This is a genomic window from Pseudomonas sp. (assembly GCF_028293835.1).
Lineage (GTDB): Bacteria > Pseudomonadota > Gammaproteobacteria > Pseudomonadales > Pseudomonadaceae > Aquipseudomonas.
Map to the genome: position 1 here is coordinate 120,706 of NZ_JAQGNX010000127.1, position 13,985 is coordinate 134,690.

8 protein-coding genes are annotated in these 13,985 nt (G+C 59.6%); all 8 read left to right on the forward strand.

The window, feature by feature from the left end:
* The first annotated feature begins 17 nt into the window (after positions 1 to 17).
* The 8 genes from tssH to tssM all read left to right on the forward strand — a co-directional run bounded on the left by tssH (position 18) and on the right by tssM (position 13,985).
* A complete protein-coding gene (tssH, locus tag JWR17_RS18110) occupies positions 18 to 2,738 on the forward strand; it encodes a type VI secretion system ATPase TssH (protein ID WP_299833334.1) in 2,721 nt (906 codons plus the stop codon).
* A 111-nt stretch (positions 2,739 to 2,849) separates the two neighbouring features.
* The gene (locus JWR17_RS18115) at positions 2,850 to 3,737 is read left to right on the forward strand and encodes a hypothetical protein (protein WP_299833335.1); all 888 of its coding nucleotides are present in this window, start codon (positions 2,850 to 2,852) and stop codon (positions 3,735 to 3,737) included.
* 16 nt (positions 3,738 to 3,753) lie between these two features.
* On the forward strand, positions 3,754 to 4,143 hold the full coding sequence (locus JWR17_RS18120; RefSeq protein WP_299833336.1) for a DUF4280 domain-containing protein: 390 nt from the start codon (positions 3,754 to 3,756) through the stop codon (positions 4,141 to 4,143).
* A gap of 52 nt (positions 4,144 to 4,195) precedes the next feature.
* Entirely contained in the window at positions 4,196 to 5,962 is a 1,767-nt protein-coding gene (tssI, locus tag JWR17_RS18125) for a type VI secretion system Vgr family protein (RefSeq protein ID WP_299833337.1), read from the forward strand.
* A gap of 216 nt (positions 5,963 to 6,178) precedes the next feature.
* Positions 6,179 to 7,684 carry a type VI secretion system-associated FHA domain protein TagH gene (gene tagH / locus JWR17_RS18130; RefSeq protein WP_299833338.1) on the forward strand — a complete coding sequence of 502 codons (1,506 nt, stop codon included), beginning with the start codon at positions 6,179 to 6,181 and terminating at the stop codon, positions 7,682 to 7,684.
* Between the two features lie 42 nt (positions 7,685 to 7,726).
* Positions 7,727 to 9,058 carry a type VI secretion system baseplate subunit TssK gene (gene tssK, locus JWR17_RS18135; RefSeq protein ID WP_299833339.1) on the forward strand — a complete coding sequence of 444 codons (1,332 nt, stop codon included), beginning with the start codon at positions 7,727 to 7,729 and terminating at the stop codon, positions 9,056 to 9,058.
* A 6-nt stretch (positions 9,059 to 9,064) separates the two neighbouring features.
* Positions 9,065 to 10,402, forward strand: a complete 1,338-nt coding sequence (icmH, locus tag JWR17_RS18140) for a type IVB secretion system protein IcmH/DotU (protein ID WP_299833340.1) — start codon at positions 9,065 to 9,067, stop codon at positions 10,400 to 10,402.
* 46 nt (positions 10,403 to 10,448) lie between these two features.
* Positions 10,449 to 13,985, forward strand: a complete 3,537-nt coding sequence (gene tssM / locus JWR17_RS18145) for a type VI secretion system membrane subunit TssM (RefSeq protein WP_299833341.1) — start codon at positions 10,449 to 10,451, stop codon at positions 13,983 to 13,985.

Below are 13,985 nucleotides of genomic sequence, written 5' to 3' on the forward strand. Positions count from 1 at the left end.
AACTCTCAAGGAAAATCATGGCCGATATCAGTCGTGTTGCATTGTTCGGAAAGCTTAATAGCCTGTGCTATAGGGCGATTGAAAGCAGCACCGTGTTTTGCAAGTTGCGTGGTAATCCTTACGTTGAACTGGTGCATTGGGTGCATCAGATTCTGCAACTGCAAGATTCCGATCTGGTTAGGATCATCAAGCAATACGAACTGGACCCGGCGATCCTGGCCGGTGATCTGATGGCGGCGCTTGATCGACTGCCCCGCGGCTCGACATCGGTCACCGACCTGTCGTCGCAATTGGAAGAGTCGGTAGAACGCGCCTGGGTCTATGGCACGCTGATGTTTGGCGAATCGCAAATCCGTTCGGGTCATCTGATCATCGGCATGCTCAAGACCAAGGGCTTGCGCAATGTGCTGGTGGGCATGTCGAAGCAGTTCGAGAAGATCAAGGTCGAGCACCTGGGCGACAACTTCGCCAGCCTGTTGAACGCATCACCCGAGGCGAATATGGTCGCCACCGACGGTTTCAGCGGTGGCGGCGCTGCACCGGGTGAGGCCAGCGGTGCCATTGCTCCGGCGGCGATGGGCAAGCAGGAAGCCCTCAAAAAATTCACCGTGGACCTGACCGAGCAGGCCCGAGCCGGCAAGATGGACCCGATCGTTGGTCGGGACGACGAGATCCGGCAGATGGTCGACATCCTGATGCGTCGCCGCCAGAACAACCCGATCATGGTCGGCGAGGCGGGTGTCGGCAAGACCGCTGTGGTTGAAGGGTTCGCCCAGCGCATCGCCCGTGGAGACGTGCCTCCGAGCCTCAAGGATGTGCAACTGTTAACCCTCGACGTCGGCCTGTTGCAGGCAGGCGCGAGCATGAAAGGCGAGTTTGAGCAGCGCCTGCGCTCGGTCATCGACGAGGTGCAAGCCAGTACCAGGCCGATCATTCTGTTCATTGACGAAACCCACACCCTGGTCGGGGCGGGGGGCGCAGCCGGTACCGGCGATGCCGCAAACCTGCTCAAACCAGCCTTGGCTCGCGGCACGTTGCGTACTATTGGTGCCACGACGTTCGCCGAGTACAAGAAGTACATCGAAAAAGATCCGGCACTGACCCGACGTTTCCAAACCATCCAGGTCGATGAGCCAAGTGAAGAACGCGCGATCCTGATGATGCGCGGTGTCGCATCGACCATGGAAAAACACCACAAGGTGCAGATCCTCGATGAAGCGCTGGAAGCAGCGGTCAAGTTGTCGCACCGCTACATCCCTGCGCGGCAGTTGCCAGATAAATCCGTGAGCCTGATCGATACCGCCTGCGCTCGCGTGGCTGTCAGTCTGCATGCGACCCCGGCTGAAGTCGACGATAGCCGTAAGCGGATAGAGGCGCTGGAAACCGAGCTCAACATCATTGGCCGCGAAAGCGCGATTGGTATAGATATCGGCAAGCGTGCGACCGAGGCCACTGTGCTGCTGGATCAAGAGCGCACACGATTGGCGGGGCTCGAAGCCCGCTGGAATGACGAGCGGCTGCTGGTTGATGAGTTGCTGTCGTTGCGTGCTCAACTGCGCGACGGTGCGCAACCGGTGGAGGGCACCGGCAGTTCCCTGGAAGCTGCAGCCATTTCTGAAGTGCCTGCTACTGCCATGACGGTAGAACAGCGCGCTGATCTGATGGAGCAACTCAAGGCGGTGCAAAGCAAACTCAGTGATCTGCAGGGGGAAACCCCGCTGATTTTGCCGACTGTAGATTATCAGGCCGTGGCGGCCGTGGTCGGTGACTGGACAGGCATCCCCGTGGGCCGCATGGCCAAGAACGAAATGGAAACCATCCTTAAGGTGGCTTCTGTGCTGAGTCAGCGGGTGATTGGCCAAGACCACGCGATGGAGATGATCGCCAAGCGTATCCAGACCTCACGCGCAGGCCTGGACAATCCGAACAAGCCGATTGGCGTATTCATGCTCGCAGGCACCTCTGGTGTGGGTAAAACCGAAACGGCACTGGCCCTGGCCGAAGCCCTGTACGGCGGCGAGCAGAACCTGATCACCATCAACATGAGCGAGTATCAGGAAGCGCACAGCGTATCGTCGCTTAAAGGTGCACCGCCTGGTTATGTGGGCTACGGCGAAGGTGGTGTGCTGACCGAGGCGGTGCGACGCAAACCCTATTCGGTGGTGTTGCTCGACGAGGTCGAGAAGGCACACCCGGACGTCCATGAGATGTTCTTCCAGGTGTTCGACAAAGGCTCGATGGAGGACGGTGAAGGCCGCTTCATCGACTTCAAGAACACCTTGATCATCCTGACTTCCAACGCCGGGACCGACCTTATTGCCGGCCTGTGCAAGGACCCCGACCTAATGCCCGACCCCGAGGGCATGGCCAAGGCTCTGCGCGGCCCGTTGCTCAAAGTGTTTCCACCGGCCCTGCTGGGGCGCTTGGTTGCGATTCCGTACTACCCGTTGTCGGACGAGATGCTGGGCAAAATCGTCAAGCTGCAACTCAACCGCATCAAGAAACGCGTCGAAGGCCGCTACAAGATCCCGTTTGACTACAGCGAAGACGTTGTGAAGTTGGTGGTGTCGCGTTGCACGGAAGGCGAGTCGGGCGGCCGGATGATCGATGCGATCCTGACCAATACCATGCTCCCGGATATTTCCCGGGAGTTCCTGGTGCGAATGATGGACGGCGCCAGCATTTCCCGGGTGCAAGTCAGCGTGAGCGACGGTGAATTCACGTACAGCTTTGATTAATGCCGACGATTGTCCCTAGCGGATAACGAACGGTTTTTACAGTCACTCGGAGGTCGCCGCGCAGTTGATGCAACCGCGGCGACGGACCGGACCTCAAACAGGGAAAATAGCATGGCGATGGTCGATTTCAATGCGGCAATACGCGATCTGATAAGCTCAATCATGCTCAATGCGCATGCTGAACTAGAGGTAAAAGACAAGCACTACAAGTGGTACCAGAAAGTCAAACGTGGTGGTATTGCCACCGTGGATGCAGGTCTTAAAGCCGGTTCGGGGGTTGCGGCTGGCGTCGGCGGGATCAAGGTTGCCACGGGGATTCCGGCCATTGCCGCCATCGGTGGTATCGGCAGCACCTTTACCCCCATCGGCTGGGCGATAAAGCCCTGGGTAGCGGCGTTTGAGGTCTACGGCATCATGGGCAAGCTGGAAGAGCTTGAAACCTTTTCAAACCCCAAGGTAGCGGCCAGTAAAAGCGCAGTGCTTTATCCGTGCACCTGCCACCTACGCAAAAAAGCCATTGAAACCGATTGGACTCCAGACAAGACCAAACTGAAGTTCAGGTACGTACAACGGGATGCGACCACGTATCCATCCTGCACCCAAATTGAGGCTTACTACCGCCATCAAATGGATTTGAAGGCAATGAAAGTGGCCGTCATGGCCACCGTCGTCGGGGCGCCGTTCTATATCGTCGGCACCATGGGTAACTTTGTGATGCGAGCCATCAAGGGCACCCGTAGCGTCGAGCGTACGCACATGGCCAAATCGTTGATTATCAACGCGCTGCCGTACTGGGATCCGAGTAGAAGGCTGCCGGGTACTGAGTTGATGATTGTCGAAGACGGCTGCCGCCGTGCTCAAGCCATGGTCGCGTTGTTCTGTAACGAACTGAAGAACCTCTCGGCGCCAGCGGACAACCCGGATAAATACCCGACGTCGCTGAAAGTGCTGCTGCACCCTGATGGTTGCCAGCCCATCATGGCCGCCTTCAACCGGTAAACCTGGAGAAAGCTCAATGCCTAAGCAGGTGTCCATGGGCGCGTTGATGAAATGCTCGTTCGGCGTTGCGCCCTCTGCGCTGGTGGTTTTGCCGAAAAACCGGGTATTGGCTGAAGGGCCGCCCGCCGCGAACATCATGGATCACATACCGTTGGTGAATATCCTGCCCTTCGGCATGTGCAACTCGATGGGCAATCCCATGGTGGCCGCTGCGACGGCGGCCGCTCTGGGAGCGTTGACACCGATGCCGTGCTTGCCGGCCACCAGCGCACCTTGGGTGCCGGGTGCGGCGACGGTCTTGATCGCCAAGATGCCGGCGTTGGACAACGTGTCCAAATGCCTGTGTAACTGGGGCGGCATCATTGAGTTCAGCACGTCGGCCACGGTCAAGACCATGATCCCGTAGCGCACTGCAATATCCAGCGACTTCACTTCACCGACAGACGATCAGAGAATTTATGCCCGCCACCCAAGCCAATCGCGAAGTCTCCATCAAAACCGCATTGGGTACCGATGTGTTGCTGTTCAGCTCAATGGACGGTGCCGAGCAGTTGGGGCGTCTATCCGAGTACCGTGTGCAGTTATTGAGTGCCAGCAGCGACTTGAAAATTGCGGACGTCCTGGGCAAGACAATGACCGTCAGCCTCGATGTGAGCGACGAGGGCGTACGCCACTTCAATGGTGTGGTCACGCGCTTTAGCTGCACCGGGTGGCGAGGTGATTTTGCGACCTACGAGGCGATTCTGCACCCATGGTTATGGCTGCTGACCCGCGCCTCGAACTGCCGGATATTCCAGGACATGACCGTAGTCGACATCGTCAAGTCGGTCTGTGACGACGGCATGTACGGGGGCATGGTGACGCTGATGGTGAACTCGCTCAGCGGTTCGTATGCGCAGTTGCCGTATTGCGTGCAGTACCGCGAGACTGATTTCGATTTCGTCTGTCGCTTGCTCGAAGAAGCTGGCATCTATTTCTTCTTCACTCACGCCATGGACAAGCACACCATGGTGCTTGCCGATTCCTACAGTGCGCACTCGCCGATTGCGGGTTACGGCAATCTCAAGTTTTCCATGGGTCAGTCTCTCGACACCCGAGTGGAAGAAAGCGTGGCCTCCTGGACGGCCGCTGGCGAGATTCAGTCCAGTAGCTATGTGTTGAACGATTTTGACTTTGAGAAAGCATCGTCCAGTTCCAATGGCGGCTTGCTGTCGACGGCGAGAATTCCTGCGGCGTTTGGCCAGTCAGCCTACGAAATGTTCGATTACCCGGGCAAATACACCACGGCCACCGAGGGTAATGCACTGGCCCGTGCCCGTATCGAACGCTTGCACGGCCAGTGCGAGCGGATCGACGCCAGTACCAATGCCCGTGGCCTGTATCCAGGCGGGCTGTTCACCTTGGTCGAACATCCACGAGACGATCAGAACCGCAGTTACCTGATTACCAGCGCCCATTATCGGATCCGTGGTACTGACTACCGCAGCGGCAGTGGCAATGCCCGGCTCGCGGTCGAATGCACCTTCACCGCCATCGGTGACGATCATGCGTACCGGCCATTGCCGACCATTGCCAAGCCCATCGTACAGGGACCGCAAACGGCGATAGTCGTCGGCAAGGCCGGTGAGGAAATCTGGACCGACAAATTTGGCCGAGTAAAAGTGCAGTTTCACTGGGATCGCCAAGGCAAGGACGACGAAAAAAGCTCTTGCTGGGTGCGGGTCTCGCAAAGCTGGGCGGGAAAGGGTTGGGGGGCAATGTTCATTCCCCGAGTCGGCATGGAAGTGATCGTCAGCTTCCTTGAAGGTGACCCGGACCGTCCGCTGATTACTGGCTGTGTCTACAACAGCGATGCGTTGCCACCCTATGCATTGCCGGCTGCGCAGACTCAGTCGGGCGTGATGTCCAATTCGTCGAAGGGCGGTGGGGGCTTCAATGAATGGCGCTTCGAGGACAAGAAGGGTGAGGAAGAGGTGTTCATGCATGCCGAGAAAGACTTCAGTCGGGTGGTCAAGAACAACGACACACTTCAGGTCACTGGAGACCAAAAGATCACGGTCAACAAAACCATCGTCATTGAGGCCACCACCTCCATCGAGTTTAAGGTAGGCGGCAGTAGCATCAAGATCGAGCCGGCGAAAATTACCGTGAAATCGGTCGCGATCGAGATTGCGGCAGACGCCAATATCAAGATTGAGGCGGGCGCAATAGTGGAGATCAACTGATGCCGGCCATTCTCTGGGTCGTACGCTGCGAGTGCGGTCATTTATATGTAGGGGAATGCCATTGAGCACACTTATGATGGTGTCCCTTAACGTCGATCCTGCCGCTGTGCCGCCACCGTCTCGACGCCATGAAGGGCGCATCAAGGCGGTGCCTCCCACTTCGTCGAGACGCCTTGGCTACGCCATGGCTACCGTCCAATACATGTCGATAATCCCATGCTGCTAATCCTGCGCGTACACACTTACCGTAACCAGCCAGCGTCTACTCTGGCAGCGGCTCGCTATTCTGCAATCGGCGGCACATTGGGTCGCTCATCTGATAACGATCTGGTGTTGGAAGATCCGGGCAAATACATATCCCGCACCCATGCCAAGGTGGCGTTTCGCGACGGCTGTTTTTTCCTGGCGGATGTGGGCAGCAACCCAAGCATTGTCAACGATCGACCGCTGGGGCAGGGCAGGGAGATCTTGCTGGGCGATGGTGATCGGATCGTGATCGGTGATTACCAGCTTGAAGCCAGGCTTGAGGAAGAACAGATCGTCATTCCGGTGATCGCGCCGGCACCGATTAACAACCCGGCCTTGCCGCTGTTCGAGCCGCCGCCGCTGGTCATTCCCGAGGTTCTGCAGCCCTTGGCGCAACGCGTGGCGCCGGTGCTCGCGGCTCAACCTGCCTTGCCGGACGCGCTGGCCGGTGCCCGAATCCTCGACCTCGGTACCGGGTTTTCGATCCAGCAGGACGATCCGCTGGGCTTGAACCTGTTCGGTACCGCGACTTCCCAAGCCCCCCACGTGCCGGATTTTGGTCTGCATGATCTGAATCCTCCCCGAGCCTTCAGCGCCACCGACAGTGATCATGTTTCACCTGAACGTGCATCGTTCGCCTTGCCGCCGGTGGCGCCTACACTGGCCGGTCGCATGGCGATTCCGGATGACTATGATCCGTTGGCCGATTTCGCTCCGCGTCCGGCGGCAACAGTGCCGTCACCGCTCGAGACATTACTGCCGGCTGCCCCTGTCTTGATGACCAGCCCACCGCCAGCAACTGCCAACCTGCTGCAACCGGTTGCCATGCCTGACACTGCGCCTTACGCCAGTCCGCAGTCTTCGATGGCTTCGCCCGCCACTGAGAGTGAGATTCTCCAGGCGTTGCTGCGGGGCCTCGGTCTGCCTGATCTCAAGCTTGATCGCTCCGGCGCAGAGCTGGCCGAGAACGTGGGCGCAATGCTCCGTGAGGCTACGGCCGGCACCATGGATGTGCTGATGGCACGGGCATTGACCAAGAAAGAAAGCCGCATAGACATGACCATGATGGCCGTGCGCTCAAACAATCCGCTGAAATTCTTCCCCAACGTCGACAGCGCAATGACTCAACTGCTAACCAACACCATGGCCGGTTATATGCCGTCGGTGCAGGCCATGGGCAGTGCCTTCGATGATCTGAAAGCACACGAATTGTCTGTTATCGCCGGCATGCGGGCGGCGCTGGAATCGTTGCTGCTGCGCTTTGACCCGAGCCGGATCGAACAACGCACTCCGGCGGCGGGCATGATGGACAAGATGGGCGGCGGTACGTCGCGCAAGGCCAAAATGTGGGACCAGTTGGTGGAGGTTTACGCCGAAGTAACCAGCGAAGTCGATGATGTGCAGGGCTTGTTCGGTGACAAATTTTCGGCCGCTTATGAAGAGCAGGTCGATCGGCTGCGCCGGGGCGGCAAATAACCCGCAGTTGGTCACAACACTATTTATTGGGGTCAAGGCATCATGGCGTGGAAGAATAAAGTTGTCTGGTCAGAGGGCATGTTGTTACAGCCCCAGCATTTGCAGCAACATGATCGCTACTGGCAAAGTCAGCTGGAAGCACGGGTCGCGGCGTTGCGTCCTTATGCCTGGGGCTTTTCCAGCCTGAAGATCGACGAACAGCAATTAGCCCTGGGCAAGCTCGCCCTCCAGGCCTGCAACCTGGTGTTGCCCGATGGCACGCCTGCAAACTTGCCCTCCGACGATGATTTGCCGCTGCCGCTGGACATCCCCGCCGATGCCCGCAACCTGCTGGTGGTGCTGGCATTGCCGCTGCGGCGCCATGGCGTGGCCGAGGTTGGTAATCAGAGTGGCCTGGATAACTTCGCCCGGCACAGCACCGACGATTACGAAGTGTGGGACAGTAACGGTCTGGACAACAGCGCGCTGATGCAGGTCGGGAAATTGCGCCTGCGCCTGGCATTGGAAAGTGAAGTTGCCAACGCCTATACCACGCTGGGTATTGCTCGGATCATCGAACGTCGCGCCGATAACCGGGTAGTGCTCGACCCGGATTACTGCGCACCGTGCCTGGATTTCCGCACTGCGCCGCGGTTGGCGGCGTTTGCCGATGAACTGGTGGGGCTGCTGCATCAGCGCGGCGAAGCATTGGCGTCGCGGCTGTCTCAGCCCGGGGCCAATGGTGCTGCCGAGATTGCTGACTTTTTATTGCTACAACTGTTAAATCGCGCCGAGCCGTTGTTCGCTCACTTGTCCGGCGCCACCGGGGTGCACCCGGAAACCTTGTACCGGGCAATGCTCGAGCTGGCCGGCGAGTTGGCGACCTTTACCGCCGCCAGCAAACGTGCGGCAGTTTACCCACTGTACCGCCATGACCAGTTGGCCGAGAGCTTCGCACCGCTGATTGGCGATCTGCGCCAGTCGTTATCGACGGTGATGGACAGCCAGGTGGTTGCGATTGCGCTGGAAGAACGGCAGTTCGGCATCCACGTTGCGGTGTTGGCCGACAAGGAACTGCTGCGCTCGGCCACCTTTGTGCTGGCGGTGAATGCGCAGATGTTGCCAGAAACGCTGCGCTCGGTGTTCCCATCTCACGTCAAGATCGGTTCGGTCGAGCAGATTCGGGACCTGGTCAATCTGCAGTTGCCGGGAATCGGCCTGCGTCCGCTGCCCGTGGCACCGCGGCAGTTGCCGTTTTATGCCGGCTTCACCTATTTCGAGCTGGACCGTGGCAGCGAATACTGGCAAGCCCTGAGTAACTCCGCGGGTTTTGCGTTGCATGTGGCGGGCGAATTTCCTGGATTGCAAATGCAGTTCTGGGCCATCAGAAGGTAGATCGCGGTGAGCACAAACGAACCATTCGGTCCTGCTCAGGACCCGGATGCAACCATGATGGTCCCGACGCCGGGTGGACGTCGCGCGCCGGCATCCAGGCCGACGGAGCCTGGGCAAGCCGAGACGCTGTCACTCGCGGCGTCTGCCATGGCGGTGCCCGGCCAGGGCCTGAATCCCCTGGTGCGTGCCGCCAATCCGTTGCTCGACCTGGTCGTACCGCTGCGCACCACCACCCAGCCGCCGGATATCGAGGAATTACGCCAGCGCCTGGCGCGAGCGGTCCAGACCTTTGAAAGCGAAGCACGAGCGGCGGGTGTCGATTCGGAGTCCATTGCCGCTGCACGTTACGCGCTCTGTACCGTACTCGACGAAACCATCGCCAGCACAGCGTGGGGCAGTGGCGTATGGGGTAGTCGTGGACTATTGGTCGCGTTCCATAACGAAGCGTCGGGCGGCGAAAAATTCTTTTTGATCCTGCAACGCCTGACTCAGGACCTGCGCAGCAACCTGAACCTCATCGAGTTGATGTACCTCTGCCTGGCACTGGGCATGGAAGGGCGCTACCGCTTGGTCGACCGCGGCCAGGAGCAACTGACCGCCTTGCGCGAGCGTTTGCAGCAGCTGATCGCCCAGCAACGAGGTACGTTCGAAGCCGAGCTGTCGCCGAATTGGCGAGGCGGTTCGGTGCTGCCTCAGTCATCGTTGCGCCGCGTTCCTCTGTGGGTGTTGGCGACGGCGGCCGGTGTGGTGTTGGTGGCGTTGCAGATTGGCTATGGGATCGTCCTGAACAACGCGTCAGACCCGGTCTACGCCAGCTTGCATCAGGTGCATGCCGCGCGGCCGGTACAGACACCGGCCGACCCTGAGCCAGCCCAGCCACCTGCACCGATCCCAGCGTCGTCGGTGCGCGTGGCGGGGTTTCTTGCTCCTGAAATCGCTGCCGGCAAAGTGACCGTGACCGAGAGCGCGGACCGTTCAGTGATCACGCTGATCGGTGAGGGCATGTTTGGCGCCGGCAAAGCCGAATTGACCCCGGCGTTTCAGACGCTACTGACCCGCATTGGTGAGGCACTGAAGCCGATACCGGGAAAGGTACTGGTGATTGGTCATACCGATAACAGCAAGCCCGGGCTATCGGCACGCTACCCGTCCAATTACGACCTGTCCAAGGCTCGCGCTCAAAGCGTCCTGCAGCGCCTGGCGCAACAGGCGGGGCCGGCTGATCGCTACAGCGCCGAAGGACGCGGCGATACGGAACCCGTTGTGAACAACGACACATCCGCTAATCGCAGCCGCAACCGTCGTGTGCAAATTATCGTGTTGACCCCGGCGCTGCCTCAATGATTGCAGGCTCGCGTGGTTTTTCTTTTGGCCGTTACGGCGGATGTCTATGAAGCGTTTGTTTGTGGGATTGCTCAAACCCTGGGTCTTGTCGCTGCTGGGCGTGTCCCTGCTGTCGTTGCTGCTCTGGTTTGAAGGGCCGCTGCTGGCTTTCAACGGTCAAGAGCCGTTCGCCGCGACAAGCACCCGCTGGTACTTCATCCTGTTTTTCGTGCTGCTGTGGGCTGGCTATTTCCTGTTCAAATATGTCGCGGGTTGGCTGGCCAATCGACGCTTGATGGTTTCGCTGGGCGGTGCCGACACGCCTGCACACGAGTCGGCACTGGAATCGACGGTGTTGGCCAAGCGCATGCAAGAGGCTCTGGCGGTGTTACGCAAGAGCAACAGCGGCAAACGCCTGGGCGGGCAATACCTCTATCAATTGCCCTGGTACATGTTTGTCGGCGCTCCGGGCAGTGGCAAGACCACTGCGCTGGTGCATTCAGGTCTTAAATTTCCGGTGGCCGACGCATTGGGCCCGCAGGCCATCGGCGGCGTTGGCGGTACCCGCAATTGTGATTGGTGGTTCACCGATGAGGCCGTGTTGCTTGATACCGCCGGCCGCTATACCACCCAGGACAGCCACGCCGAGGTGGACAATGCTGCCTGGACCGGTTTCCTCGGCTTGCTGAAAAAGCACCGTCGTCGTCGCCCGATCAATGGCGTGATAGTCGCAGTCAGCGTGTCCGACCTTCTGCAGCAAGGCGCCGCTGGCCGGCAACTGCAAGCGAAAGCGATCCGGGCCCGGATCAAGGAGCTGCACGAGCAATTGGGGATCGTCTTTCCGATCTATGTGGTAGTCACAAAATGCGACTTGCTGGCGGGTTTCGTCGAGTTTTTCGAGCCGATGGGGCGCGAGGAGCGCACGCAAGTTTGGGGCATGACTTTCCCGCTCTCACCGACGGACACGGTGGATCAGGCGTTGGCCAACTACCCCGAACAATTTCAGGTGCTTGAGCGCCAGTTGCAAGTGCGTGTGTTGTCACGCATGCAACAAGAGCGCGACCTGCAGCGACGCGCGTTGCTCTATCGTTTCCCCCAGCAATTCGCGGGGGTTGGGCAAGTGCTGGGGGACTTCCTCAACGAGGCCTTCGCGTCGACCCGTTACGAATCCCAGGCGTTGCTGCGTGGCGTGTACTTCACCAGCGGTACGCAGGAAGGCAGCCCGATTGATCGAGTGATGGCCTCGTTGGCCGGGGCTTTTGGCCTCGATCGCAAAGTATTGCCGGCCAACGCCGGGAGTGGCCGTAGTTATTTCCTCACCACTTTGCTGCGCGAGGTTGTGTTCAAGGAGGCCGAACTCGCGGGCACCAACTGGCGCTTCGAGCATCAGCGGCGGCGCCTGCAATGGCTGGGTTGTGCCGCAGTCGCAGTGTTGTTATTGCTGCTGACGGCGGCTCTTACCACCAGTTATCTGCGCAACCAGCGGTACGTCGAGTCGATCCAGACCCAGGCCGGGAAGATTGATCAACTGGCCCAATCCACCTCGTCCGACGCCAACTTGCTGGAACTGTTGCCACTGCTCAATGCCGCCCGGGATTTGCCGGGCGGGTACGCTGTGCGCACGGCCGATATCCCATTCCTGAACCGCTTTGGTCTGTCGCAAAATGACAAGTTGGGGAGCGGCGCTCAGGCCTTGTATCAGCGCCTGTTGCGCGACACCTTGCAGCCGCGGATTGTCAGTCGTCTGGAACAAGCGTTGCGTCGCGGTGATGCCAATAACCCGGAATTCCTTTACGCCACGCTACGGGTCTATTTGATGTTGGGGGACCGCCGTCACTTCGATGCCGAGTCGGTGCAGGTGTGGCTGGAAACTGACTGGTTGCGTAGCCTGACGCAAACCAACGACGCTCAGCGTGAGCAATTGTTGAACCACGCCGCAGCGTTGCTGCGCGATGGCGATGACAGCGCCGCGCCCCCCGTACTGGACGCCAACCTGATCGCGCAAACTCGCCTGACCCTGGCAATGATGCCGTTGCCACAGCGCGTGTACAACCGCGTCAAACGTCAGGTTGAGCAGGCCGGGTTGCCCGAGTTTAGCGTCAATGCTGCTGTCGGCCGTGACGTATCTTCGGTGCTGATGCAGCAAAGCGGAGCACCGCTGACCCGTGGCGTCCCAGGTTTGTACAGCGTGGCGGGCTTGCGCCAGTTCGAGCAGCAACTCGGGTCGTCGATTGCCGACATCGCCAAAGACAGTTGGGTACTCGACCGCCAGGAGTCAGCGGCAGCGACGAGTGACACGTCGTTGCAGTCGTCGGTGCAGCAGTTGTATTACAGCGACTACATCAACCAATGGGACCAGTTCCTGGCAGACGTAAGGATCGTGCCTTTTTCCAGTCTGGATCAGGCGGCGCGCATTACCAATGTCCTGGCTGCCGTCGATTCCCCGTTACGCACGTTGCTCCAGGCGGCCGCGCGGGAAACCACCCTTGAGGGTTTGAAGGCATCTCCATCAGCCGGTCAAAGCCTGGACGACTCGGTTCGCAGTAAGCTGGATGCGGCGCGCAAGAAGTTGGAGGCCGCGCTGGGCTCCAGCAATGATGCATCGGCCAATGCTGCCGAGGTGCCCGTTAATCCGGTTGACCAGCACTTCGACGCGCTGCACAAGATGGTGGGGGCGGCTGGTGCTACGACCCCGGCCCCGGTGGATCAAGTGCTGGCCATGCTCAAGGACGCCTCGCAGTATTTCGATGCCGCTGATGCGGCCCGGCGTGGCGGTATGCCTGCACCCGCCGGTGACACACTGACCCGTCTCAAGCGCGAAGCCGACGGTAAACCAGAGCCGTTGGGCGGCATGCTACAAAACATCGACAGCGTTGGCGGGGCGCTTACGCTTGGCAGTGAGCGGGCGCGCCTGAATGCGCTGTGGACTGCCTCCGCAGCCAACTTTTGCCAGCAGGCCATCGCCGGGCGCTATCCGCTGGTGCGCAGCGCCAGCAAGGATGTAACGCCTGACGATCTCGGTAAGTTCTTCGGTCCGGGTGGCGTAATGGATGATTTCTTCACCAGGAACCTGGCGACCTATGTCGACATGAGTGGTGGGCAGTGGCGCTGGCGGGTCACGGGTTCCGCGCCGCTGGGCATTTCTGCTGAAGTGCTTAAGCAGTTCCAGTTGGGCGCGCAGTTGCGCGACATGCTGTTCGTCAATGGCGGCGGGCGTCCATCGTTGCGCTTCGATCTGACCCCAATCAGCGCTGATCCCGAACTGACCCAAGTCAAACTGGACATTGATGGCCAGCCGGTCGAATACGCTGCCAATACAGCATCGCAGACGTCATCAATTCTGTTGCCCAGTGGCAAGGGCAGCGGTCAGGTGGGGTTCGAAGCAACACCGGCGTTGAGTGGCAAGCTACTCACTTCGGGTCCATGGGCCTGGTTTCGCATGATGGATCGGGGCGCGTTGCAGCCGACCGCCCAGGGAGAGCGCTACCGCCTGACCTTCACGCTCGATGGCCACAAAGTGACCTACCAACTGGATGCCAGCAGCGCGATCAACCCGTTTCGACGCAAGGAACTGGAGCAGTTCCGCTGCCCGGTAGCGCTTTAG